15 protein-coding genes are annotated in these 26,044 nt (G+C 67.5%); 11 read left to right on the top strand and 4 right to left on the bottom strand.

Annotation, left to right across the window (positions count from 1 at the left end):
* The first annotated feature begins 43 nt into the window (after positions 1 to 43).
* The 5 genes from ABE424_RS05705 (at position 44) to ABE424_RS05685 (ending at position 5,481) form a co-directional block, all read left to right on the top strand.
* The gene (locus ABE424_RS05705; RefSeq protein ID WP_176988977.1) at positions 44 to 1,051 is read left to right on the top strand and encodes an alpha/beta hydrolase-fold protein; all 1,008 of its coding nucleotides are present in this window, start codon (positions 44 to 46) and stop codon (positions 1,049 to 1,051) included.
* Between the two features lie 121 nt (positions 1,052 to 1,172).
* Positions 1,173 to 2,555 carry an ATP-binding protein gene (locus ABE424_RS05700; protein ID WP_346479128.1) on the top strand — a complete coding sequence of 461 codons (1,383 nt, stop codon included), beginning with the start codon at positions 1,173 to 1,175 and terminating at the stop codon, positions 2,553 to 2,555.
* Between the two features lie 69 nt (positions 2,556 to 2,624).
* The gene (locus ABE424_RS05695) at positions 2,625 to 3,659 is read left to right on the top strand and encodes an ABC transporter substrate-binding protein (RefSeq protein WP_346492486.1); all 1,035 of its coding nucleotides are present in this window, start codon (positions 2,625 to 2,627) and stop codon (positions 3,657 to 3,659) included.
* A gap of 11 nt (positions 3,660 to 3,670) precedes the next feature.
* Entirely contained in the window at positions 3,671 to 4,714 is a 1,044-nt protein-coding gene (locus ABE424_RS05690) for an iron ABC transporter permease (RefSeq protein WP_346488068.1), read from the top strand.
* Positions 4,711 to 5,481: a heme ABC transporter ATP-binding protein gene (locus ABE424_RS05685; RefSeq protein WP_346492487.1), complete on the top strand. Its 771-nt coding sequence runs from the start codon at positions 4,711 to 4,713 to the stop codon at positions 5,479 to 5,481. The genes ABE424_RS05690 and ABE424_RS05685 overlap by 4 nt, the downstream gene beginning before the upstream one ends.
* 38 nt (positions 5,482 to 5,519) lie before the next feature.
* Here the strand turns inward: ABE424_RS05685 and ABE424_RS05680 are convergent, their stop codons facing one another.
* On the bottom strand, positions 5,520 to 7,718 hold the full coding sequence (locus ABE424_RS05680; protein ID WP_346492488.1) for a TonB-dependent siderophore receptor: 2,199 nt from the start codon (positions 7,716 to 7,718) through the stop codon (positions 5,520 to 5,522).
* Positions 7,719 to 8,286: 568 nt separating this feature from the next.
* On the opposite strand from ABE424_RS05680, the gene fusA reads away from it, so the two are divergent.
* Together fusA and ABE424_RS05670 are read left to right on the top strand one after the other, a co-directional pair.
* Entirely contained in the window at positions 8,287 to 10,329 is a 2,043-nt protein-coding gene (fusA, locus tag ABE424_RS05675) for an elongation factor G (protein ID WP_346492489.1), read from the top strand.
* 122 nt (positions 10,330 to 10,451) lie between these two features.
* Positions 10,452 to 11,372: a M14 family metallocarboxypeptidase gene (locus ABE424_RS05670; RefSeq protein ID WP_346492490.1), complete on the top strand. Its 921-nt coding sequence runs from the start codon at positions 10,452 to 10,454 to the stop codon at positions 11,370 to 11,372.
* Positions 11,373 to 11,377: 5 nt separating this feature from the next.
* Here ABE424_RS05670 and ABE424_RS05665 read toward each other — a convergent pair whose 3' ends face one another.
* Entirely contained in the window at positions 11,378 to 12,931 is a 1,554-nt protein-coding gene (locus ABE424_RS05665) for a thioredoxin family protein (RefSeq protein WP_346492491.1), read from the bottom strand.
* A gap of 199 nt (positions 12,932 to 13,130) precedes the next feature.
* On the opposite strand from ABE424_RS05665, the gene ABE424_RS05660 reads away from it, so the two are divergent.
* The 3 genes from ABE424_RS05660 (at position 13,131) to ABE424_RS05650 (ending at position 15,479) form a co-directional block, all read left to right on the top strand.
* Positions 13,131 to 13,826 carry a hypothetical protein gene (locus tag ABE424_RS05660; RefSeq protein WP_346501856.1) on the top strand — a complete coding sequence of 232 codons (696 nt, stop codon included), beginning with the start codon at positions 13,131 to 13,133 and terminating at the stop codon, positions 13,824 to 13,826.
* 238 nt (positions 13,827 to 14,064) lie between these two features.
* Complete coding sequence (locus tag ABE424_RS05655; protein ID WP_346492493.1) at positions 14,065 to 14,616, top strand: hypothetical protein; 552 nt, start codon at positions 14,065 to 14,067, stop codon at positions 14,614 to 14,616.
* A gap of 74 nt (positions 14,617 to 14,690) precedes the next feature.
* On the top strand, positions 14,691 to 15,479 hold the full coding sequence (locus ABE424_RS05650; protein WP_346492494.1) for a hypothetical protein: 789 nt from the start codon (positions 14,691 to 14,693) through the stop codon (positions 15,477 to 15,479).
* 54 nt (positions 15,480 to 15,533) lie between these two features.
* On the opposite strand, the gene ABE424_RS05645 is transcribed toward ABE424_RS05650, so the two are convergent.
* Positions 15,534 to 15,794 carry a hypothetical protein gene (locus ABE424_RS05645; protein WP_346492495.1) on the bottom strand — a complete coding sequence of 87 codons (261 nt, stop codon included), beginning with the start codon at positions 15,792 to 15,794 and terminating at the stop codon, positions 15,534 to 15,536.
* Positions 15,791 to 24,355: a glucoamylase family protein gene (locus tag ABE424_RS05640; RefSeq protein WP_346492515.1), complete on the bottom strand. Its 8,565-nt coding sequence runs from the start codon at positions 24,353 to 24,355 to the stop codon at positions 15,791 to 15,793. The genes ABE424_RS05645 and ABE424_RS05640 overlap by 4 nt, the downstream gene beginning before the upstream one ends.
* A gap of 327 nt (positions 24,356 to 24,682) precedes the next feature.
* Between ABE424_RS05640 and ABE424_RS05635 the strand changes: the two genes are divergently transcribed.
* On the top strand, positions 24,683 to 25,951 hold the full coding sequence (locus ABE424_RS05635; protein ID WP_346492496.1) for a hypothetical protein: 1,269 nt from the start codon (positions 24,683 to 24,685) through the stop codon (positions 25,949 to 25,951).
* Positions 25,952 to 26,044: the final 93 nt, after the last annotated feature.

Below are 26,044 nucleotides of genomic sequence, written 5' to 3'. Positions count from 1 at the left end.
AGTTACACTGGCGCGATAGCACCGTCCCTCGCTCCGGGTAGTCATGATTGTTTCGTCGTCGCTGATCTCTTCCGTATCGCCGTGGTTGCGCACGCTTGGCGTGGCGACCGCCATCGGCATGGCGGCGCTGTCGCCGGCCTCGGCGCAGCAGCGCAATCCCGAGCAGAAAGTCGGTGAGACGGTGCTGGACCAGCCGGCGCAGAGTTATCGCTTCGAACACTTCGTGCTCGACAGTCCCGATCACGCCCGCCGCTGGCGGGTGAATGTCGGTGTGCCGGCGAAGGCCTCGGCTACGCCGGCACCGGTGCTGTACATGCTCGACGGCAACGCCGCGGCGATGGTGCTCGACCAGGCGATGCTTGCCGATCTGGCCGCGCATGCCGCGCCGGTGCTGGTGTTCATCGGTTACGACAACGACCTGCGCATCGATTCCGCGGCACGCACCCGCGATTACACCGCGTGGATCGATACCGCCGATGACGAGAACGGTACGTCGCAGTCCAGCGGTGGCGGTGCGTATGCGTTTCTCGATCTGATCGAGCGCCGGATCAAGCCGGAAGTGCAGCGCCGCGCCAGCATCGATCTGCAGCAGCAGTCGCTGTGGGGCCATTCGCTCGGCGGCCTGTTCGTGGTCAGCACGCTGTATACCCGCCCGGCCGCATTCCAGCACTACGTGTCGGCCAGTCCATCGCTGTGGTGGAGCCAGGGCGCGCCGCTGGGCGACATGGAGCGCCAGTTCATTGCCAACACCCAGGGTCAGCCGGCACAGGTGACGGTGATGCTCGGCGGCGATGAGCGCACCGGCAACCGCGGGGTGCGCGACATGACCAATCCGCGCGTGGTCGCGCACCTGCGCCGTATCGGCGGGGCGACGCCCGATGCCGCGCAGCAGCTGGCCACCCGCCTGGCCAAGGTGCCGGGCCTGACCGTGCAGTACCGCGAATTTCCCGGCCTTGGCCATGGGCCGATGCTGCCGGCGTCGCTCAAGGCCACGCTGAGCCAGTTGTATGGCATCGCCGATCGCAGCGGCACGCCCGCGCCGGCACCCTGATTTTTCGTTACCCAGGCAGTTCCGTGGCCCTGTGCCACCGCCGCAACGGACCGCGGCCATGCCAAGGCAAGCACTGTGACAACGCGCCAACCGGCGCGCCCCCAACAGAAGGAGTCTGCTGATGTACACCCTGAAAACCCTCCCGCGTGTCGCCGCCCTGGCCATTGCGCTGTCGCTGGCCAGCCCTGCCGTGTTCGCGCAGCCGGTGTTCGATGCGCCGGCCAACGGCTTCCGTGGTGAAGTGATCAGCCGTGGCCAGAACGTGGTGCCGGGCAGCGATGCCGAAGTGATCGGCCGCCAGTTCGTGCCGGGCCAGCAGGTCACCCTGCTGCGCGGCGAGACCGTGCTCAATGCCACCCCGTACGTGGTCGACGCCGAGGGCAACTTCAAGGGCAACGTCGCGATTCCCGCCGATGCCGTGCCCGGCCAGCAGCCGGTGATCGTGCGTGCCAGCCAGCCGTCCGCGGCAACGGTGCTGTCGCTGCGCGTCTCGCCGAACCTGCCGCTGAGCGGCCAGCAGAATTTCAACCAGACCTCGGCCAAGCTGGTCCAGGGCCTGTACCAGTCCGCCTACAGCGCGGCCAGCAACGCGGTGTTCGTCACCGCGGCGGTCGGTCGCCCGCCGGTGACCCAGTCGCAGCTGCTCAAGCTCGACCCGAAGACGCTCAAGGTCACCGCCAAGATCACCCCCGCTGCAGTGCCGGGCGGCAAGGGCGGTGCCGTGTTCGCGGTGTATGGCGTCGGCGTGGACGATGCCAACGGCAACGTCTGGGTCACCAACACCCGCCAGGACACGGTGGCCGTGTATCGCCAGAAGGACCTGTCGCTGGTGCGTCAGTTCGACGTCGGCGCCGTGCCGCACGCCCGCGACATCGTGGTCGATGGCCGCCATGGCAAGGTGTTCGCCTCGGCCGCCGGTGAAGACCATCTGTCGGTGTTCGATGCCCGCACCCTGCAGCCGCTGGAGCCGATCACCTTGGCCTCGGGCGTGGACGACAAGAAGTTCGTCCCGATGAGTCTGGTGCTGGATGAAGCGGCCGGCAAGCTGTTCACGGTCAGCATCGGCACGCCCGAAGCGGCGGTGATCGACACCACCACCGGCAAGGTGGAGAAGGTCATCGACCTGGGCAACTCGATCAGTGCCTCCGGCGTGGCCTACGACGCTTCGGCCGGTCGCCTGTACGTGGCCTCGCAGGGCACGGACAACCTGCTGATCGTCGATGTCGCCAGCGGCAAGGTGCTGCACGACGTGCCGGTCGGCGCGGGTGCGCTGAACGTGGCCTTCGAGCCGGTGTCCAAGCTCGCCTACGTGACCAACCGCGGTGCCGGCACGGTGACCGTGGTCGACGGCAACGGCAAGGTGGTCGGCAACCTGGATGGCGGCACCTTCCCGAACCATGTGCGTGAAGATGGCAAGGGCAACGTGTTTGCCGTCAACAAGTCGCGTGATGCCCAGGATCCCAAGGGCGACCGCATCACCCGCATCAGCACCCGCGCGAACTGAGCTGCGCGGAGAGCGTTGCACCGGCGGCGGGGCGTACAGCCCCGCCGTTCTGATTGAAGAGGAACTGCCATGAAGTCGATTGTTGTCCGCCGCAGCCTGCTGGCGCTGTCCCTGGTCGCCGTGATCGCCGGGTGCTCGAAAGAGCCCGCTGCACCTGCTGCCGACACCGCTGCCGCATCGGCCGCGCAGACTCCCGAAGCACTGCCGGAAGGCTGGCAGCGTGTGGTGGGCGTGGACGTGCCCGACATCGAAGGCGCCACCCAGCAGTTGCCGGCACAGGTCACCTCCGATGATGGCGTGGCCACGACGGTGACCGACACCTCGAAGATCATTGCGGGCGGCGATGACATCATCGCCGTGCTCGAAGCGCTTGGCCTGGACGATCAGGTGTACGCCGCGCCGCTGCGCTCGGCCACCGAATCCGGGCGCAAGGCCCCCAAACAATTCCTGTTCAACCGCACCACGGGCGTGGAAGGCGTGTTGAGCCTGCAGGGCACCCTGTTCCTCGGCAACAGCCTGCGCCGTCATTCCGATCTGGCCGCCAAGCTGCGCGGCGCAGGCGAAGCGGCGGTGATCGTCGATGATCTGCAGCCGGCGGCCGACAAGGTGCGCAAGGTCGCCGCCGCGGTCGGCATGGCGGAGCAGGGCGAAGCACTGGCCAGCAAAGTGCAGTCGCAGCTGGATGCGGCCAAGACCAGTGGTGCGGCGCTGGCGTGGCACCCGCGGGTGATCCATGTCTCCGCGACCGGTGCCGGCGGCGCACCGACGGTGGCGGGCTCGGACAGCGCCTCGGGCAAGCTGATCACGCTGGCCGGTGGCATCAACATCGGTGACGAGGCTGGCGTGGCCAACTATTCCGCGCTGAGCAATGAAGGCGTGGTGGCCGCTGCGCCGGACGTGATCCTGGTGACCGAGAACGACCTGGCCCTGTTCGGTGGCCAGGCCGGCCTGTGGCGCGCCTATCCGACTCTGCGGCAGACGCCGGCCGGTGCGGCCAATCGCGTGTGGGTGATGCCGGACGTGGAGTTGAAGTCCGCCAGTGTCGCCTCGGGCAGTGGCGCGGTCGCCCTGGCCGCGGCCTTCGCCACCGTGCCGCGTCCGTGAGGGCGTAAGGCATGGCGGTGTCGAGTCCTGCGCGTCGCCGTGGCGCGACCGTGTTGATCTGGGCCGCGGTGGGATTGCTGATCGCGGTGATCGCCTCCTTCGCGGTGGGCCCGTTGCGGCTGCCGCCGATGGACGTGCTGCAGGCGATCGGGGTGAAGCTGGGGCTGGCCGATCCGGCCAGTGTCAGCACCCGCGATCTGGCCGTGGTCTGGCAGCTGCGCATTCCGCGTGCCCTGCTGGGCGCGATGGTGGGCGCCGCACTGGCGATGGCCGGTGCGAGTCTGCAGGGTCTGTTCGGTAATCCGCTGGCCGACCCCGGCATCGTCGGCGTGACCCAGGGCGCGGCCTTGGGCGCGGTCTCCGCGATCGTGCTCGGCGCCGGCGCCTTCGGTGCATGGACGCTGCCGCTGGCCGCCTTTGCCGGTGCCGGTGGCGCGATCACATTGACCTACCTGCTGGCACGACCGGGGCAGGGCAGTGGCACGGCGACATTGCTGCTGGTCGGCATTGCCATCGCTGCGTTCTGCTCCGCGATGATCGGGTTCCTGACCTACATCGCCAGCGAGAGCGAGCTGCAGTCGCTGGTGTTCTGGCAGATGGGCTCGCTGGCCCAGGCCGACTGGCGGGATGTGATCGCAGTGGCGCCGGTGTTCGTGCTCGGCACGATCGCACTGCTGCGGCTGGCCACGCCGCTGGACATGCTCGCGCTCGGTGAGCGTCAGGCCCAGCACCTGGGGCTGGATGTGAAGCGCACCCGGCTCAAACTGATCGCCTTCAGCGCGCTGCTGGTCGGTGCGGCGGTCGCGTTCGCCGGCTCGATCGGCTTCGTGGGTCTGGTCGTGCCGCATGTCGTGCGCCTGCTGGTTGGCCCCGGCCATCGCTGGCTGCTGCCGGTCTCGGCCGTGGCCGGTGCGCTGCTGATCGTGGTCGCCGACACCGCCGCACGTACGCTGGATCCGCCGTCCGAAATCCCGCTGGGCCTGTTCTCGGCCGCGCTGGGTGCGCCGTTCTTCCTGTGGCTGGTGATGCGTCAGCGCCATCGGAGCGGTGCATGAGCGCGTTGCTGCAACTGCAGTCGGTGCAGCTCAGTCGCGGCGCACGGCGCATCCTGGATGACATCACGCTGGATTTCGTGCCCGGCACGGTGACGGCGCTGGTCGGCCCGAACGGTGCGGGCAAGTCGACGCTGCTGGCGGTGGCCGCAGGCGATCTGGAGGCGGAGCAGGGCCACGTGCTGCTGCGTGGACAGGCGCTGGCAGAGTGGAAGGCCAAGCCGCTGGCGCGCGAGCGCGCGGTGATGCCGCAGGAGCACGCGGTCAGGTTCGCCTTCCGGGTGCATGAAGTGGTCGCGATGGGGCGGCTGCCGCATCCGCCGGACCCGGTGAAAGACGCCACCTGCATCGCCGATGCGCTGGCGCGTGCCGACCTGCATGCGTTGATCGAGCGGGAAGTGGAGCATCTGTCCGGTGGTGAGGCGGCGCGGACGACCTTCGCCCGCGTGCTGACCCAGGACACGCCGCTGTTGCTGCTGGACGAGCCGACGGCGGCGTTGGATCTCCGCCATCAGGAACGCACGTTGCGCGCGGTCCGCGAGCTGGCCGATGCCGGCGCCTGCGTGATCGTGGTGCTGCACGACCTGAATCTGGCCGCGGCCTACGCGGATCGGATCGTATTGCTGGAACAGGGCCGCGTGGCCGCCGACGGGACGCCTACCGAGGTCCTGACCCGCGAACATATCGAACGGGTCTACCAGCAGCCGGTGCTGGTGCTGCGGCATCCGCAGCGCGATGTTCCGTTGGTGGTGGTGACCGACGCGTGGTGATGGGAGCCGGCCCATCGGCCGGCCCCGCCGTTTACGGATTACCAGCCGAATCTGGCGGTCGCCATCACCGTGCGGCCGCTGCCGTAGTAGCACGACGACACGCCGGTGCAGGTCGACACGAAACGCTTGTCGGCCAGGTTGCTGGCGTTGAGTGCCAGCTGCACCTGGGTGCCACCGATCCGGCCCAGGTCATAGCGGATCGCCGCATCGAACAGGGTGTAGGACGGAATCCGGTACAGGTTGGCGCTGTCGCCGTAGCTGACGCCGTTGTAGCGCGCGCCGGCCGCCAGGCTGAGACCCTGCAGGGCGCCGGCCTGGAAGGTGTAGTCCGCCCAGAACGAGGCGCTGTAGTCGGGCACCATCGCCAGTTCCTTGCCCTTGTACGGCGCCGAACGGGTCATCTCCGAGTCCATGCGTGACGCGGCGCCGATCAGGCTGAAGCCCTCGATCGGGGTGATCCGCCCTTCAAGTTCGATGCCGCGCACGCGGCCTTCGTCACCCTGGATCGAGCAGGTGGCGGTACCGGTCGCGCCGCAGTTGCGATGCGACGCCACCGGGTCATCCACGATCATGTTCTGCTGGCGCAGGTCGTACACCGACAGGGTGACCAGCCCATCCACCGAGGCCGGCTGGTACTTCAGGCCGGCTTCCCACTGCGACCCGGTCACCGGCTCGAACGCGGTCTGGGTGAAGCTGTCCAGCGGCGATTTGGTCGAAGGCTGGAAGGATTCGGCGTAGCTCACGTACGGGGTCAGGCCGTTCTCGAACACGTACAGCACGCCCGCGCGGCCGGTGAACGCCTCGCTCTTGATCACGTTGCGCCCGCCCGGGGTGGAGATGCCGGTGGCGATGTTGCGGTTGGCGCTGCTGCTGTCGTCCTTGGTCCAGTCGTAGCGGCCGCCGAACGTCATCCGCCAGTTGCCGAGCGCCAGCTGGTCCTGCAGGTACACGCCACTCTGGCGATTGATGCCAGCGGTCGGGGTTTCGGTGCTCACCGTCGGGCGGTAGGTCGAATACACCGGATTGAAGATGTCGATCGGGCGCGGGCTGCTCATGGCGCTGCGCACGCCTTCCCAGTCCGCACGCTGCCAGTCCCAGCCGAGCAGCACGGTATGGTCCACCGCGCCGGTGCTGAAGCGCGCCTGCAGGCGGGTATCGAAGGTGTCGCCATCGGAGTCGCCGGTGCCCATCACGCCGCGACGGTTCTGGGTGCGGCCATCGGCATTCAGTGCGCCGAAGGTGACCACGCTGCGGAACAGCGAATCGACATGCGTGCGGCGCGCGCTCTGGGTCAGCGTGAGGTGGTCGTTGAACTGGTGCTCGAACATCCAGCCGGCGGTCCACAGCGTGCGGTCGAAGGTGTTCCAGTCCGGCTCGCCGATGAAGGTGCTGTTCTTCATGTAGCCCGACGGCGTCGGATTGAGCGTGCCGGCCGCCGGCAGGAACTGGTAGGTCGAGCCGCCATCGTCCTTCTGGTACAGGCCCAGCAGGGTCAAGCGGGTGCGTTCGGCGAGCTGCCAGGTGTAGCTGGGGGCGAGAAACCAGTGCTCCTGTTCGGTGCGCTTGATCTGGGTCTGGCCGTCGCGGTACAGGCCGACCAGGCGGAACAGGTGATCATCCCCCGCAGTGCCGGCGCCCACGTCGAAAGCGGCGCTGTACTGGCCGTTCGCATCCACGCCCAGGCGCAGCTGCTGCGCCTGGTCCGGGGTGGGGGTCTTGCTGACCTGGTTGACCATGCCGCCCGGGGCCACCTGGCCATACATCACGGCGGACGGACCCTTGAGCACTTCCACCCGCTCCAGGTTCCAGCTGTCGAACATGCTGCGGTTCCACTGGCTGCCCTGCGGTGCGCGCATGCCATCCAGGGTGACGTTGTTGGACCAGCTGCCGGCATCGAAGCCACGGATGCGGAAATCGTCCACGCGGTTGTCGATGCCCGAGCTTTCCAGGCTGACGCCGGCGACATAGCGCATCGCATCGTTGAGCGACTGCACGCCACGGGCATCCAGTTCGGCGCGCTCGATCACCGAGACCGACTGCGAGGTTTCGGCCAGTGCGGTGCTGGTCTTGGTCGCGCCGCTGGTGCTGTTGGCAGCGCGGTAGGCATTGACGCGCACCGCATCCAGATCGGTGGCGGTCTGGGCATGGGCGGCAGGAGCAAGCGCGGCGGCCAGGCAGGCCAGGGCCAGCAGGTTGGGGCGCAACCTGCGCGGGTTCGGGGAGGAAGAGCAGGTCATGGGCAACAACTCGGCAACGCGGAAGGAGGGGCGCGAGCGCGGCTCGTTGCTTTCATGGGCGGAGCCTGACGCGCGGGCGTCGCCATTGGCGACGCATAGGCCGCTATTTTAAGGATTCCCGTCATATACGCAATTGCGACCCATTCGCATGTCGGGGGTGCTCATGGGGTCGTCGTGCTAACTATGAACGTTATCGGCGTGCATGAGGATCAGTGTTGCACTGGTGGTTGCAATCAGGGCTTGTAGCCGGCCACGGGAGGTCTACAATGCCGGCTACACCCCAGGTGACCCTCATGACTTCGATGCCGCTTCTGACGTTTTTTACCCTGACCCGCGATTACGCGGCACGGGCGCGTCTGCCACTCGGAGTGCAAGGCTGCTGACCGGAACACCGGTCACCCTGGACCCCAAGCAGAGCGCCCACCGGGCGCTCTTTTCGTTTCCACGCACCAGAACTGTTTGAAGGAGAACGTGCCATGCACCAGATCGCCGAGCCCCAAACCTGGCCGCACGCCCGTTAGCCAACGGCGGCGTGCGGCTCCCCGATGTTGGCAGCGAGACCCATCCCATGAACACCCATACCCAGACCCTGTCCCTCCGGCGCAACCTCGGCATCATTGCCCACATCGACGCCGGCAAGACCACGCTCACCGAGCGCCTGCTGTGGAAAACAGGCGAGATCCATCGCGTCGGTGAGGTCCACGACGGCGCGGCGACCACCGACTTCTCGGCGATCGAGCGCGAGCGCGGCATCACCATCGGCGCGGCCGCCGTGCAGGCGCATTGGGCGCCGCGCGACCAGCCGATCCACCACCTGACCTTGATCGACACTCCCGGCCACATCGATTTCGCGATCGAAGTGGAACGTTCCCTGCGCGTGCTCGACGGCGCGGTGGCGGTGTTCTCTGCCGTGGATGGCGTGCAGCCCCAGTCCGAATCGGTCTGGCGCCAGGCGCGTCGCCACGGGGTGCCGCTGATCGCCTTCGTCAACAAGATGGACCGCACCGGTGCTGCGTTCGAACGCGTGCTCGCGCAACTGCGCGAGAAACTGCGGGCCACACCGTGGGCGCTCGGCGTGCCACTCGGCACCGAAAGCCAGTTCAACGGCTGGGTGGACCTGGTCGACCGCAGTACCGTGCACTGGGACGACAAGGGCACCGCGTTGCGTCATGCCTGGACGACCGATGAGGCGGCCCAGTGGATGCCGCAGCGCGAGGCGCTGATCGAGGCCGTGGCCGATGCCGACGACGTGCTGGCGCAGGCGTGGCTGGAAGGCGCGGCGATCGACAACGCGCAGCTGCGCGCGGCGATCCGTCGCGGCACCCTGGCCGGTGCCGGCGTCCCGGTGCTCGCGGGCTCGGCGTTCAAGAGCAAGGGCGTGGAAACGCTGCTCGATGCCGTGGTCGACTATCTGCCGTCGCCACTGGATCGGCCGGCGGTGGTCGCTACCGAGAACGGCAACGACGTGCTGCTGCCCCCCGATCCGGATGGTCCGCTCGCGGCGCTGCTGTTCAAGATCACGCACCAGAACCACGGTGCGCTGAGCTTCGTGCGGGTGTACTCCGGCACGCTGAAGGTGGGCGACGCGCTGGCCAGCTCGCAGCATGCACACGGGCGGCGCGTCAGTCGCCTGGTGCGGGTGCAGGCCGATCAGACCCACGACATCAAGCAGGCCGTGGCCGGTGACATCGTCGCGGTGCTGGGCTGGAAGGATGCCGTCAGCGGTGAAACGCTGAGTGCGCCCTCGCGCCCGCTGCTGCTCGACACGATCCAGGCGCAGCATGCGGTGCTGGCATGGCGGTTGACGGCGGAGAAGGCCTCGGACCTGATCCGCATCAGCCAGGGACTGGCCAGCCTGGCGCAGGAGGATCCGTCGTTCCGTGTCGAGACCGATGCGGACAGCGGAGAGACTCTGATCTGGGGCATGGGCGAGCTGCATCTGGAGGTGATGGTCGAGCGCTTGCGCACGGAGTGGAGCGTCAACGTCCGCACCGGCCAGCCGCGCGTGGCCTACCAAGAGACGCCGAAGCGTGCCGTGCAGCGGGTGGAAGGCAAGGTCGCCAAGCAGACCGGTGGCCAGGGCCAGTTCGCCCAGGTGCTGATCGACATCACCCCGCGCGAGGACGGCGAGGTGAGCTTCGTCGACCGCACCGTCGGCGGCGCGATCCCGCGCGGGTTCGTCAACGCGGTGGAGAAGGGCGTGCGCGCGGCATTGGGCGAAGGTCCGCTGGGCCATCCGGTGGTCGGTATCGAGGTGACGCTGGTCGACGGCCAGACCCACGTCAAGGACTCCTCGGACATGGCCTTCCATCGTGCTGGCAGTGAAGCGGTAAAAGCGGCGCTGGCCCAGGCGGGCACGCAGCTGCTGGAGCCGGTGATGGAGATCGCCATCCACGCACCGTCGGGCAACGTCGGCGATGTGGTCGGCGACCTCAACCGCCGCAGTGGGCGGGTGGCCTCGATCGAGGACCAGGATGGGCAGGCCGAAGTGCTCGGCTATGCACCGCTGGCGCGACTGGGTGGCTATACCACCTCGCTGCGGTCGCTGACCCAGGGGCGCGCGTCCAGCGACATGCGCTTGAACGGGTACGAGGCGGCGCAGACGGTCTGATCGCTGATGTGGAAAAAGAAGGGGAGCCGGGCAACCGGCTCCTTTTTTCATAGAATATCCATCGCACTGTCGCGCGCAGCCCCAACCCGCGCTGCGACCGGATTTCACCTTGGAGTACCGCTATGAGCAACACGCATTTCTACCCGATCGGCACCCCCGGCCAGCCCTGGGGCGACGCGGAGCGCGCGCAGTGGCGGGCGGGGCAGCAACGGCAGCGCAGCTACCACGATGATGTCGTGGCCGCGCTGGAGCGCCTGGGCGAGCGCTTTGATGTCGTGCAGTACGGTCAGCTCGACTACGCCCCGGATCATTACCCGCTGTTCGCAGTGGTCAGCCACGACTGGGATCCGGCCTTGCCGACGGCGCTGGTCACCGGTGGCGTGCATGGCTACGAGACCAGTGGCGTCCACGGCGCGCTGCAGTTCCTCGACCAGTACGCCGAGGCGTACGCGGGCCGCATCAACCTGATCGTCGCGCCCTGTGTCAGCCCGTGGGGTTACGAGCGCATCCAGCGCTGGAATCCAGAGGCGATCGATCCGAACCGCAGCTTCCGCGGCGAGGGCATCATCGAGGAAGCCGCGTCCCTGATGCGCTGGATGGCGGCGCGCGGCGATACGCTGCTGGTGCACATGGACCTGCACGAAACCACCGACAGCGACCTGCACGAATTCGATCCGGCGCGTTGCGCGCGCGACGGCATCGCGCTGGTGCCCGACATCATTCCGGACGGCTTCTATGTGATCGGCAACAGCGAAGATCCGCAGCCGGCCTTCCAGCAGGCGTTGATCGCCGCGGTCGAGAAGATCACACACATCGCCCCGGCCGATGCGAACGGCGAGCTGATCGGCATGCCGCTGCAGTCACCGGGCGTGGTCTGGGGCGAGTCGCGCTCGATCGGGGCGTGCGCCGGCTTCACCGACGCGCGCTATGCCACCACCACCGAGGTGTATCCGGACAGCCCGCGCACGTCGCCGACCGAGTGCAATGACGCGCAGGTGGCGGCCATCTGCGCGGCACTGGATTACGCGCTCGCCCAGCGCTGACCGGGTCAGCTCTTCAGCCAGCGCTCGCAACCGGCCGTGCCCTCCGCGGACGACGCGGCCTTCGTGCAGGTTGCGGTCATCCGTGCCTGCAGGCGGGTCAGGCTCTCCGCACCGTGATGGGTGCGGCTCCAGGCCTGCAGCGTAGTGCCCAGCCGTTCGAAACGCTGGCGGGTGCGCTGGTGGTAGCCGGCCGGTTGCGCGGCCAGATCGGCGATCACCTCGCCGGTAGCCTGTTCGATGGCGGGGGCATCGTCCGGGCTCAGGCGCACCAGGCCTTCGACGTACAGGACACCCCACTGCACGCGCGTGGCGGGTCCCTGCGCGCTTTGGTACGCCTTGTGCAGCCACGAGAGGGCGGAGGCCTTGTCGCCCCGGGCCTCGGCGAGGTCGGCCAGCTCGGGCATGTAGTAGTACGGGGTCTGGCTGCGGTCGAGTTCGGCCAGCAGCAGCTTCTCGGCGGCGTCGTCTTCCTTGATCTGGCGCAGCACATACACGGCGGTGCTGATCGTGGCTTGGCGCTCGTGCGGGGTGGTCGCGGCGGCATCTGCAGCGGCGACGCGCTGCTGCGCTTTCTCCTTCAGTGCAGGCGGAATCTCCTCATCGGGATGCTGCTGGCGCTGCAGGGCCAGTTCGGTGATGACGGTACCCAGTCGCGCATCCGCCTTGTCGCCCAAGGCGTGGTCCGCAGCATCCAGCGCGGTCAGCAGCTGCTTGCCCAGTTGCTGTGCCTGCTCGGGTGTGGCGCCGGCCAGGCTCACCAGGGCCGGACCCTGGTAGCCCAGCAGGTCACGATTGGCACGGACCTCCGCCGGCGCGCTCAGCACGGCGTCGAGCAGGGTGCGTGTGGTGTCGCGTTGCGCTGGCGTCGGTGTCGCGTCGGGCTTGCCCGCGCCCAGGGCCAGCAGCGCGAACCGACGCTGCAGCGCAGGGTCGGGCGCTGACGTGGCCAACTGCTGCAGCAGCGAAGCGGCATCGCGCTCGCCGGCAAGGCGATTGGCATCCACTTCCCAGCCGTAGTCGCCCAGTACGCGCCAGTCTTCGGCGCTGACCTCCTTCGGTGTATTCAGTGCGTGCTGCAGCACTTCGCTCACCGCAGTGCGGCGGCTGGCAGCCAGGGTGAGTGCGCGGGTCAGGGCTTCGCTGTCATTGCCGCCGGCCAGGCGGGTAAGTTCATTGCGTTGGGGGTCGAGCACGATCAGGGTGGGGTAACCCCGCACCCCAAAGCGCTCGCCCCAGGCCTGCGCGCCGTCCTCGTCACCGTCCAGATAGACCGGAACATACTGGCGCGTGAGCGCGATGAAGGCGGGATCCTTGAACAAGGTGGCCTTGAGCTGGTTGCAGGGCGGGCACCACACCGCGCCCCAGTACAGCAGCACCGGTTTTCCACTGTCGCGGGCCTCGGCGAAGGCATCGTCGACGTCGCCATGGCGCCAGGCGATTTCCGTGGGTGCCGGTTGGGGCGCAGCGGGCGTCGCAGTGGCCGCGGGGGAGGGAGCGGGCGAGCAGGCCGGCAGCAGGGCGATCACGCCCAGCAGACCGAGGGACAGGGCAAGGCGCATCGAGGTATCCAGAGGGGAGAAGGCGGGGCGGAAGCCGTGCTCGATTGTAGGAAGCGCGGGAAGCTGCGGCCGCGTCTCCCTGATGCGGATTGCTCATGACGGCAGGCCCGGGCGTGATAAGGCGTGCGTCCGCCCCTCGACATGGCATGCCGTTCACGGACCGCGAGGCAGGCTGGGGTCATTGCCAGTGGAGCCTTTCATGCAGATGCAGAGCCGGAACAATGCAGGGTTGATGGCCGCCGCTTTGACGGTGTTGCTGTGTGCCTGTTCGCCGCAGGGCGAGGGCGGTGCTGCGCCGCTGGTACCGCCCAGCGGCGCGGATCCGGGGGCGGCGAAGGCGGCTGATCCGGGGGCCGCTGCGACCGCGGCCGGGCGGCCGGCACCGGTCTATCAGGAGGGCGCTTCGGGCATTGCGGTCGGTCCGGTCGCGGGGACGCGGGTGGCGCACGATTTCCAGCGCGACTACCTTGCCTCGCCGACGTGGAAGCTGTTCGCACCGCCGGACAGCGTGGGCACACCGCTGGTGGCGTTGGTACTGGACGGCTCGGATCGGTTGACCGCCGGTGAGCTCCGGATCGGGCGAAGCGATGATGCCGCGGCAATCAAGACCTGCCTGGAGATGCCTGCCGAAGCGACCGGTCCTGCGGTGGCGGCCACGGTCGATATCGGCGGCGTGCCGTTCACCCACTTCACCGCCGGCGATGCCGCGATGAGTCACTACGTCAACGCGGAGAGCTACCGCGCGGTCCATGACGGCGGCTGCTACGCGATCGATCTGGTCGTGGCGGGAACGCGTCCGGAGGTCTACGATCCGCCGCGCACGCCGCCGTTCACGCAGGAGGAGGCGGCATCGCGATTGGCGGAGGCGTTGAAGGCAGTGTACTGGGTGGAATGAGGGGCGTTCTTCCTGAGCTCGACTCTGGCGCTATGATCTGGTCCTGGCATGGAGACCTCAAGGATCAGGAATGGATGCCACGGCGGAATCACGAACATCTGGACAGCGGGATGCTGGGCTAGCGCTGAGTTTTTCCTGGCTGCACGATAAAATGGCAGCGTACGTTGCTCATAGTCGGTATCCGAAGCCATCCCGCGTGGAGCGTGCGTCGGTTTGGGTCGGGGCAGGTGCCGCTGGCGTGGGGTTGCTCGTTGCCGCTCTGTCGCCGCGTGTCATTGCCCCACAACTGGCGGCAGGGGTTCTGTCCGCCTGTCTGGCGGTGGAGCTTGCCGGGTTCGCGATCCACTTGATTCTCATGGCAAAGCGTGAACTGCCTCAGCTGCTCAAGCCGCGATTGGCGCATGCTGCCGAGATGGACTTCGATTTTGCGTACTGGCGCGAGCTCGTTGCAGAGCTGAGTGGGTTTCCGCGTGCGCAGAGGGAGGAGATGCTGAGATTTGCCAGCGCATTGCGCGATCGCATGAATGAGCGGATGGGCCTTGTTTACGGCGGCTTTCAGCGCCTGGGGATTTTCCCGGTGCTGGTCGCGCTCTATCTTCAGTTCCGCAACTGGAAATGGGGTGATTGGGCGTCGGCGTTCGATGTGAACCTGGTGGCTGGCCTGCTCATCTGGATGATGGTGCTTCTGTATGCGGCGGGCTGGCTGCTGATCGGGTTGCGCACCCGAGTAGACACTTACGTCAATCTGCTTGAGTCGGCCCTTCAGAGCGAACGCGCTCTCGGCAAGTAGCAAGACCCCCTTGCGCAGTTGGCGTGGGGGTTTGACAGGCAATGTGGCCGTACCAGACTGAGTTCCCTAACCTGATGAACGATATGACATCAGCTGAGCAGTTGGATACCTGCGAACACCTCATTCTTGCCGAGATCGGAGAGCCCGAAGAGAATGCGCTTCGCATCGTAGTTGATGAAGCGCTCGTTCTGGATCGGACGGAGTCAATTGAAATCAACGGCGTCTCGCTCAGCGGGATCCGGCCGATCGAGGTGACCACGGATTCTCGTCGTTTCGAGTTGATCTGGGTAACCTACGTAAGCTACGCGGTTCGAGATGAATCTTACTGCCGCTGGGATGACACAGAGGAATGGCAGGGCGAGCAACTGCGAATCTACTCCAAATCAACATTTTTGGACTTTGTCGCGGCTGGTACGTTCGCTGACGACGAGTACCCAGGACCGTTCAAGCACTACGCAGTGCACTGTGGTAACCACATCGTAGACGTGGCGTCGGAATCGGCGCCAATAGTACGCGGTACGACTCGGCAGCATGTTGGAGGTAGCCTGGGTGAAGGCTCGCAGCAATTGGCATGGCCTGCTGCTGGAGCAGGTAGAACCAGGAAGGCGTTGATGGACTACTTGAAGCGCTCTGCGCTTGCCGCATCCGGTGCTTTCCTTATTCTTGTGCTCTACACGCTGGCGGCGCAACCGCCATCGATGTGGGAAGCAAGCTCGCTTCTTCTACTTTTGCTTGTCGGCGCGGCCTGCGCCGTCGTGGCGGGTGTGATCGCAGCGGCATTCGTACGCAAACACCCGGTCGCCATGGTTCTGCTTGCCCAGGTACTGATCATTCTTATCGTCGGATTCATCTGGCAGCAGTAGATTCCGCAGTCATGAAATGTTGTTGCTGCTGGCCACGTTCGATAACACTGGTCATCACGCTCCTGGCTCTCTCGGCGGCACGCTGTCATCATGCTCGTGCCACGCCGGAAGCTCCAAGGCATGCTCTTTGAGCATGGCTTGGATGCACGCGCACGCCTGGTTTCTCTCCCCGTGCGCGCATTGATCGAGAATCTCTCCGGCGAGCATTTCGAACTGGGGCCAGAACTGCGCTGGATGGCGCACCTGCGCCATCCAGTGGACCAGCATCTCGCCCAGCGCATCAAGCTGCACCTGTATTTCGGGGCGCACGTTCATCCCGGCGGCGCCTCCAGGTCAAGCGCGACACGGTAGTAATGACCGTCGTCGCGGAGCTGGACGGTGAGGTCCGGCTGCAGGACGTCATCCACATGCAGCGTCGGCTGGCCCTGCGCAGTGCGGGTCACGACGAACTCGTACAGGCTGCGCCCGAAGCGGTAGCTCAGTTCGAAGGACGGCCAGTGATCGGGCAGGCACGGTTCAAGCGACAGACGATCACCGTCACGACGGATGCCGAGCAGGGATTCGACCAGCAGGCGATACATCCAGCCGGCCGAACCGGTGTACCAGGTCCAGCCGCCGCGGCCGACGTGCGGCGATACGGCATATACATCGGCTGCCAGCACATAGGGTTCGACGCGGTAGGTCTGCACTGCCTCCGGGTCCAGCGTGTGGTTGAGCGGGTTGATCATGTCGGCCAGCTCCCAGGCACGCACCGCATCGCCCTGCTGTGCGAATGCCATGGCCGCCCACACGGCCGCGTGGGTGTACTGACCGCCATTCTCGCGCACGCCCGGCACGTAGCCACGAATATAGCCGGGGTCCTCCGTCGTCTTGTCGAACGGAGGATCGAGGAGCTGGATCAGCTTGGCGTCCTTTCGCACCAGATGCCTATAGAGCGAATCCAGTGCTTCCCGGGCACGCTCCGGCGCGGCAACGCCTGACAGCACCGACCAGCTCTGGGAGATCGAATCGATGCGGCATTCCTGGCTTTGCGAGGAGCCCAACGGGGTGCCGTTGTCGAACCAGGCGCGGCGGTACCATGCCCCGTCCCAGGCGTGCTGTTCCAGGTTCTGACGCAGGCGCTCGGCCTGCTCCTGGCACCACTGCGCACGGGCTGCATCGCCCCGCGCGTTGGCCAGCACGATGAAGCGGCGAAGCGTGTCGTGGAGGAAGAATCCGAGCCACACGCTCTCACCGCGCTGCTGGTCGCCGACGCGGTTCATGCCGTCGTTCCAATCGCCGGTACCCATCAACGGGAGACCACGCTCGCCGAGCAACCGGCAACCGCGCTCCAGCGCGAGGACGCAGTGCGCATACAGCGTGCCGCGCTGTGTCGAAGGCGTGGGCATGTCGTAATACCCTTCCTCTTCCGGTGTCACCGCGCGTCCCTCGATGAAGCCGACCACTTCGTCCAGCACGCTGGCGTCGCCGGTGACCTCCAGGTAACGGCACGCTCCCTGGGGCAGCCACAGATAATCATCCGAGCAGCGGGTGCGCACGCCGCGACCCTGCGGAGGATGCCACCAGTGCATCACATCGCCTTCGGCGAACTGGTGGGCAGCGCAGAGCAGCAGGTGGTCGCGGGTCAGGTCCGGGCGAGCGTGGACGAGGGCGAGTGCGTCCTGCAGCTGGTCGCGGAATCCGAACGCGCCGCCTGACTGGTAATAGCCACTGCGCGCCAGGTAGCGGCAGCCGAGGGTCTGGTAGACCAGCCAGCCATTGGCCAGCGCGTCCAACGCCGGGTCCGGCGTGCGTACCTGCACGGTGGCCAGCACATTGCGCCAGTGGATGCGCACGGCGTCCAGCGCATCGATGGCCTCATGGGCGCCCTGGCGGCTTCGTGCCAACGCGAGCGTTTCGTCGCGGTCGCGCCCCGCGCCAAGGCGGAACGTCGTTTCACTGCGGTCGCCTGGCGCCAGCACCAGCGGCACCTGGATCGCCGCGCAGGGATCCAGGCCCGTACCCAAGCGTCCATCCAGACGTTCGCGACGCAACGCCGCGGGTGCATGCAGGCCACCATTGCGGCCGATGAACTCCAGGCGATCACAGGTCCAGCCGCAGCCCTCGGCATCGGTGTCGAAGAAGGCCATCCGGCCGCCGAACTCGGTGCTGTAGCTGTTGCGCGCCAGCAGCGCCCCGGTCTGCGGGTCGCGTTCCGTGACGACGTGCATGCGCGACTTCGTGCGCAGGTCGCCCATGACCCATTCAACGTAGCCGATGGCCGACAGCCGCCGTGGGCGGCCCGAGAGGTTGTGCAAGCGCAGGACCGAGAACTTCAGCGGCGCGGTGACATCGACGAAGACCCACAACTCGCTGGCGATGCCGTCTTCGATATGCTCGTAGACCGTATAGCCGAAGCCATGGCGGGTACGGTACGCACCGGTGCCCCTGCATGGCAGCGGCATCGGCGACCAGACACGGCCGGTGTCCTCGTCACGCACGTAGAAGGCCTCGCCGCCGGTGTCGGACACCGGATCATTGAGCCAGGGCGTCAAGCGGAATTCGTGTGCATTCTCGAACCAGGTGTAGCCCGGTGCACTCTCGCTGACGACCGTGCCCAGGCGGGCGTTCGCGATCACGTTGGCCCACGGTGCCGGGGTCGGGGCGCCTTCGCGCACCACCACGACGTACTCGCGGCCGTCCTCGCTGAAGCTGCCGGTGCCGTTGTCGAAACGGCCCGCGCCGCGGTACGGAAGGAACGGCCACGGGTCGTCCACTTCTTCGTCGTGCTCGGCACCCGGCGGCAGCCCGGGTTCGGGTCCCGGGTCGGCGACGACGGGCAGCCCGGGCGTCTCTTCCATCGCCAGGGCCAGCTCCTGTTGCTCCGCCTGCGGAACCAGGGCCGGAATCCGGCGCACCGGCAGCGGCTGGCGTCCGACCTGCGCGGCCAGCGTGCCGTCCTCGTCGCTGATCACAACGCGTGCGACCGCCTGCAACAGAATGCGGTCCTCGTGGCTCATGTTCTGCACCGGGCGCACGAAAATGCCGCCCGGGCGATCGAGCAGGCCGGTCTCCGAACTGGCGGCCACCATCCCCAGGATCTGGTCCTGGAGTTCCTGCCGATAGCCGGCCTTGCTGTCGTTCCAGATGACCAGGTCGGTGTTGAGGCCCTTCTGGCGCCAGTACGCATGCGCCTGCACCAGCTGCCTGACCAGTTCCACGTTCTCTGCGTCGGTGACCTTGAGCAGGACGATGGGCAGGTCGCCTGAGATGGCATGGCCCCACAGCCCGGATTGTCCTCGCTGGTTCTGCTGGAGGACGGCGGCGCCCGCGCGCAGCAGCGGATTGGAATACAACACGTGGCTGGCCAGACGCTCGTACAGCGACGCCTCTGCCTGGCTGGCGTTGATCTGCCGGCGCACCACCTGGCTGTGCGTCCAGGCCAGGTCGAAGACGCGGTCGGCCAGGCGGCGATCACGGTATTTGTCTACCAGTGACTCGCAACCGGAGCGGTCGGCGCCGATGCCGTACACCATGTCCAGCTGCACCGTCTGCTCGGGCTCAAGCACCACGCGGACGCGGATCGCCACGATCGGGTCGAGCACCGAGCCGTCCGTGCCGGAGAGCTCGGTATCGGTGGTCAACGCCTGCGGTGTCCGCGGCGTATTGCCACGACCGAGGAAGCGTGCGCGGTCGGTTTCGTAGGAGATCGCCACCACCTCGGCGTCATGCACCGCCGCCAGATGGAACATCCACGGCGGTACCTCGTCGTGCGAACGGGGCCGGCGCGTGCATAGCACGGCCTGCTTGGCCGACAGGATCTCGCTCTGCACGAAGAGGTTGCTGAAGGCCGGATGCGCATCGTCGGATGCGGCGGGGGCGAGCACCACTTCGGCATAGGTGGTGATTTCCACCGTGCGCTGGCGACGGCTGCGGTTGGTCAGGCGCAGGCGCCTGAGCTCGATGTCGTCCTCGGCGGAGATGGCGACCTGCAGGTGGCTCTCGCAGCCGCGGCGGGCACCGCGGAACTCTGCCTTGGCGTCGGAGAAGATCGCCTCGTAATTGTCCACTGCCACGCAGGTGGGCTGGTAGGCGGCAGACCAGAACTCGCCGCTGTCCACGTCGCGCAGATAGCAGAACGAGCCCCAGGCATCGGTGGTGCCGTCTTCGCGCCAACGGGTGAGTGACAGGTCGCCGTGGCGACTGTAGCCGCCGCCGGCATGGGTCAGCATGCCGTGGTAGCGGCCGTTGGACAGCAGCTGCACTTCAGGGCGCGGACCACCCGGATCGCGCAGGACGCGCAGGGAGGTCTCGTGCTCGGCCATGGCGGCGTGCTCGCCCAGGGATTCGACCTCATGGGGATGGAATACACCGATGCGCGGGATGCGTTCCTGCAGCAGCAGGAGGGTGGACTGGAACTCGACATCGGCAACGAAGCGGCGCTGCATCGGCTGGTCGCGCAACAGGTAATCCAGCGACAGCAGGCCCATGCCCTGGTGGTGGGCCATGAACGAACGCAACAGCACGTGATCCTGCCCCGGCGGTACACGGGCGGGGGTGTAGTCGATCGCTTCGTACATGCCGAAGCGTCCGGAGAAGCCCAATCCTTCGAGCGCCTGGAGGTTCTGGCACGCTGCTTCCGGCGCCACCATCAGCGCCATCATGCTGGCATAGGGCGCGATGACCCGATCCTGGCCCAGGCCGCGCTTGAGACCCAACCCCGGCACGCCGAACGCCCGGTACTGGTAGTTCAGGCGGGCATCGACGGCGTTGTAGCCGGACTCGGATACGCCCCACGGCAGGTTCAAGGTACGGCCGTAGACGATCTGCGCCTCGACCGCGTGACGTGCGGTCTGGTCGAGCAGGGTGTCCGGATAGCTCGGCATCACCAGCTGCGGCATGAGGTACTCGAACATCGAGCCACTCCATGACAGCAGCGTCGGCGTGCCGTTGACTTCGGTGAGCATCCGGCCGAGCGCGAACCAGCTCTCCTGCGCCAACTGACCCTGGGCAATGGCGACGAAGGCGCACAGCCGCGCTTCGGAGGCCAGCAGGTCGTAGAAGCTGTTGTCGAGGCGATGGTCGTCGACGTTGTAGCCGATCGAGAGCAGGTTGCGGGTACGGTAGAACAGGAACCCGTATTCCATCAGCGAGAACTGCCCGGCACGGTGCGCCAGAGCGTGCAGCTGCTCGATCCGCGCGCGCGCGTCCGCACCGGCCGTACCGGGCAGGGCGGCCAGCTGGCGCAGGCTGGGCACCGGCGCCTCGCCGTCCACGGCGGCAGCGGCAGGGAGGTCGGCGAGTGCCGCCTGGGCGGCATGGCATTCGGCAGCGAACAGGGCCGGCCAGTGCAGCTCACCCTCCTCGGGCGACTCCGGTGCCAGCCACTGCGCCAGCACGGCATCGGCCAGGCCGGCCAGCTCCTGCAACCGGGCGAGCAGCTGCGCCGTCCCGCGGGGACGGTCGCTACGCGTTGACGCCAGGCGCTGGCGGAGGTGGTTGAGCGCCTCGCCGAGCGGCGTGTCACCGGGGCGATGGCGCTGGCGTTCCTCTTCCAGCACGCCGAGCGTATCGGCCAGGCCGTCGAACGTGTGCGGCGCCAAGACAGGCGCGTCGACCAGCGCGAGCAGGCCTTGGCGCAGTGTCAGCAGATGGCCAGCCAGGTTGCCGCTGTCCACGGTGGAGACGTAGCGTGGCGGCAGCGGCGCCAGGGTTTCGGTGTCGTACCAGTTCAGGAAGTGGCCGCGATGGCGCGGCAGCTGGTCCAGCGTATCGAACGTAAGGGCGGTACGTTTGGCGACCGCACCCTGCTGGAGATACCCGAAATCCCACGCGGACAGATTGGCCAGCAGGGACAGGCCGATGTTGGTCGGCGACGTGCGGCGCGCGACGACCAGCGTCGGATGCTCCTGGATGTTGTCCGGTGGGAGCCAGTGATCCTGCTCGCGTACCCAGGCCTGGAAGAACGACCAGGTGCGCCGCGCCAGCCGGCCGAGGAAGGCCCGCTGGGTCACGGACAGTTCGGCCACGCTCGCCGCCGGCGGCCGGCCCAGCCACGCCATCAAGGCGGGCGCGAAGGTCCACGCCAGCAGCAGGGGCAGGGCCACAGGCAGCGCCTGCGGATGCACGCTGGCCACGACCGCCGCCAGCGCGAGCGCCAGCAGCGACGCCGGTGCCATCACACGCCATTCCGCGCCGCGGTCGCCGCCGAGACGGCGCTCGACCTCGCTGGAGGGGTTCCATTGCAGCAGGTGACGGCGGGTGATGGCCATGCGCCAGAGCGTGCGCAGGATCGCACCACCGGCCAGCAACGCCTCGTAGGGCAGGCAGGCGATCTGGGTGCACGCGCGCAGCAACGACTGCAACGTACCGCGCCCGACCATGATGTAGTGCGCTTCCAGCGGCGTGTCTTCCGGAACGCTCAGCGCATCGCGCAGCATGCCGATCAGCGGCGGCGCGAACCACAGCGCCAGCACCCACGCCGTCCATGCGGCCGGGTTTCCGGCATACAGCCAGCCCGCCATCAACAAGGCCAGCGCCGCGATCGGCACCAGGCTCCGGCGCAGGTTGTCCAGCAACTTGCCGCGCGACAGCAGGCTGAGCCGGTTGCGTTCCCATCCGGATCCCGGGCGCGGCGTCCACGGCAGCAACCACGGCAGCAGCTGCCAGTCGCCACGAATCCAGCGCGCACGGCGCTTGGCGTCGGCGGCGTAGCGTTCGGGATAGTCCTCGTACAGGCGCACGTCGCTGACCAGCCCTGCGCGTGCATAGCAGCCTTCCAGCAGGTCATGGCTGAGGATGCGGTTCTCGGGCAGGCGGCCCTCGAGCGCATGCTCGAAGGCTTCGACGTCATAGATGCCCTTGCCCACGAACGAGCCTTCGTCGAACAGATCCTGGTAGACGTCCGAGACCATGCGCGTGTACGGGTCGATACCCGGCTCGCTGCCGAACATCCGGGCAAAACGCGAGGTGCGGCGCCGGCCCAGGCTGGTGCCGACGCTGGGCTGCAGGATGCCGTAGCCTTCCACCACGCGTTGCAGCGTCGGATCGAAGCGCGGGCGGTTGAGTGGGTGCGCCAGGGTGGCGACGAAGGCGCGTGCCGCATCCCGCGGAAGTTGTGTGTCCGAATCCAGGGTGATCACGTAGCGGACGCCGATCAGAGCCGCCGCGTCACCGACGACGCGCATGAACGCGGCCGCATTGCCCTGGCGGAGCAGGGCGTTGAGCGCGGCCAGCTTGCCGCGCTTGCGCTCGTGTCCCATCCACACGCCTTCGCCCGGGTTCCATTGCCTGGGGCGGTGCAGCAGGTAAAAGCGATCGCCGCGCTCTGGCGCGTAACGACGGTTCAATTCCTCGATCCGCTCCACGGCATGCGCAAGCAGGGTGGCGTCCGTCGGCGTCTCGGCTGCCGCGGCATCGAGAAAGTCGGTCAGCAGCACGAAGCGCAGCTGGGGATCGCGGTTGGCCAGGAAGCGGACCTCCAGCGCTTCGGTCAGGACGTCGATGCCGTCGATGCTGGACAGCATCGACGGGACCGCGACCACGGTGGCGCAGGCGGCAGGGATGCCTTCGCTGAAATCGAGCTTGGGCAGCGGCCTGGGCGTGACCAGCACCGTCGCGGTCCAGTTGACCAGGACGATGCCCAGCTCGCTGAAGACCAGCAGCCCGAGCAGCGCGGCCAGCCAGACGGGCGCCGCGCCACTGCCGGTGGCCAGCAGGCCGCCGGTGGCCAGCACCGCAAGCAGGATGATCGGCAGCAGGTAAAGAGCCAGCGGCACGCGATGCGCCAGTCGCGGTGCCTTGCGGTGGCGCGGGGCTGCCTCGGCCACCGCGTCAATGGTGGCGTTCACGCCTTCGCCGACGAGCCAGTAGCCCACGTGCGTGCGCGGCCCCTCGAGCGGCGCAGCTCGTGCCAGGTCCAGCGCGATGGTCGCAACGCGCTCCTCGGCGACGCGGCTGCCGCGGGCAATCTTCTCCACCACGTGGCGATAGGCGTCGCGGGTGCCGAAATCCATCTGCGCATAGACGCCCATGGGGTCGTCCCGCAGCCGCTGCTCGACCACGCTCATATCTTCGACAAAGGTGCGCCAATCCATGGTGGAGAGGAAGCGCAGGCTGCCGATGCTGTTGCCGATCGAGACCTGGTCGGCCGCCTGTTGCTGCCCCTCGGCGGCGACCAGTTCGTCGATGCGCTGCCCGGCCGCGGCTGCCCACTGTTCCAGCCAGGCGACGGGCATGGCCCATGCGCCGCCGCGCCCCTGCAGCGAGCGGGTCAGTTCGGCAATGAAGGCGCCGGTCAGAGGTGGCTCGGAGCGTGCCATGTCGGCGACCACCAGGACCACATCGGTAGGGGTGTCGGAGGCAGCGCGATTGAGGTTGTCCGCCCATTGGGCGGCCAGGCCACGGTCTGTCCCGTCGCGCATCACCCGCGCCGCCATGCGCCGCAGATTCTCCAGCAGGGCCAGGCGCAGCATGATGGGCACGGCCCACAGTTCGCCCAGGCTCAGCGGCGCGAGCGACTGGTACGAGGCGATGAAGCGGCCCAGGGTATCGGCATCAATGCGGCCATCGCCGTGCGCGATGGCCTGCATCGACAGTTCATACACGCGCGGCAGCCCGGCGGAGGGGCCGCCGACAAGCGAGGGCAACTGCCGGCTGTAGCCGCGCGGCAGGTGGCGTCGCGCAGTCTGGATCTGTTCTTCGATCAGGTAGTAGTTGTCGAGCAGCCATTCCCCGGCCGGGGTCACCGGCCGCTGTTCGCGCACTACGTTGCTGAGCAGCGTGTTGGCGTCTTCGAGGACACGCTCGTTGGCCTGCAGGCGATCGAGCAGGCGCTCTGCGCCAGGTCGCATCCGCACCCGATGCTGGCGCGCCAGTGCGCGGCCGTACACCTCCATCTGTTCAACGCTGTACAGCGCGGCACGCAGTGGGACCTCGGTGGCTTCGATGGCCGGGACCGAGGCCTGGCGCTCACGCCAACGCCAACGCACGAGCCGACGCAGGCGGAGCCAACGACCAAAAAGACGACGAAAGTGGGGCATGGGTTACCGAGGGGGCAGGTCGCGGCCTTCATAGTTGCATTTGGGGTGCCTTGGTAGCTGTGAAGGTCGGGTGCGGCTGGCGGGGCCGGCCCTGCCGTCAAGCGTTGGCCGAAGTGCACTTGCTCTACACTGGGTTGAGCGGGTTCCCGCCGTCACGCCGATTCATCCAAGGGGATAAGCAAGATGCGTCTGAAGTCGATCGGGGCGGCACTGTCGCTCGCATGTCTGTGCGCCGCTTCCGCCAGTGCGGAGACCGCTGTGCCTCTCTCCTTCGCAGATCGCCTGGCGCAGGCAGGGTCGCCGCTGACCGTGCGGCCGGAGGGCTTCTCGGGCCCGGGCGCCGCCATTCTGTCGGACGCTGTAGAGGCCAGCCGGTACGTCCTCATCGGCGAGAGCCATTTTTCGCGTGAGATTCCCGCCTTCACCACGAACGTCTGTCGATTGATGGCGCCCGGCGGCCTGACCGCCATGGCCGTCGAGACCGGTCCGGAGGTCGCCACTGCAGTCGACGCACGGATGAGAGCGCCGGACCGCGAACAGCAGATTACCGACTTCATGACCACCTATCCCGACGCCATGGCGTTTCTCAACAGCCGCGCCGAAGGCCAGACGGTGGCCGAGTGCGCCGCTGTTGCCGGGCCGGACTTCACGTTGTGGGGGCTGGATCAGGAGTTTCTGGGGGTAAGCGGCTATCTGTTCGACCAGATGCTGGCGTCCGCCCCAGGGCCGCTCGCCCGTGCCCAGATCGAGGCCTTGGCCAGACAGGAGCGGACGGCCGTACAGGCCGCGCTCGCCTCCGGCTCACCCATGGACCTGTTCCTGTTGAAGGTCACCGATGCGACGCTGGATACGGCGGGGAAAGCCATCGACCAGGACGGCGGCGACCGGGCAAAGGCCCTGTTCGCCGCCTTGCGCGAAACGCGCGCCATCTATCAGGCCTCGCAGTCGGGTCGTGGCGATCCGAACGGACGCAGGGCGCGCCTGATGAAGCGGACGCTCGCGGCCCATTTCGACGCGGTGCCGCAGGCGCGCGTGCTGATGAAGTTCGGCGCCTTTCATCTCTACAAAGGCTACAACCCGCTTGGCCAGCGCGACGTGGGTAACTTCGTCGCCGAACATGCCGACGGACAGGGCGTGAAGGCCGTGCACCTGATGGTGGGTGGCGCGAAAGGTGTCGGCGCCGGATACAACGGGGTCGGTCGCCCGATGAAGGTGTACGACTTCGATGCGACCACCGGCAAGGACAGCGACTGGCGCAAGGATGTGATGTCGGCCCGCCCCTCGGGCATGGCACCGGGCGACTGGATCCTGGTGGATCTGCGCCGTTTGCGCAGCAAGGATATGGACGACCTGACGCCTGAGTGGCGCGAGCTCATCCTCGGCTACGACCTCGCCGTTGTGGCGCCGGAACTGTCTCCGTCGACCAAGCTCGGGCCGCCGGATGTCCGCTAGTGGAAGGCGGATGAGCGCCATGAAGACTGGTCGGAGACGCCGTTGGAGGGTGTCTGAGTGTCAGGCTCGCCAGCGTTCAAGTACTGAACGTCT

It is taken from the genome of Stenotrophomonas sp. TWI1149 (genome assembly GCF_039673155.1).
GTDB lineage: Bacteria > Pseudomonadota > Gammaproteobacteria > Xanthomonadales > Xanthomonadaceae > Stenotrophomonas > Stenotrophomonas maltophilia_AA.
Note: the sequence above shows the minus strand (reverse complement) of the source record. Positions and strands in the feature narration are given on the sequence as shown.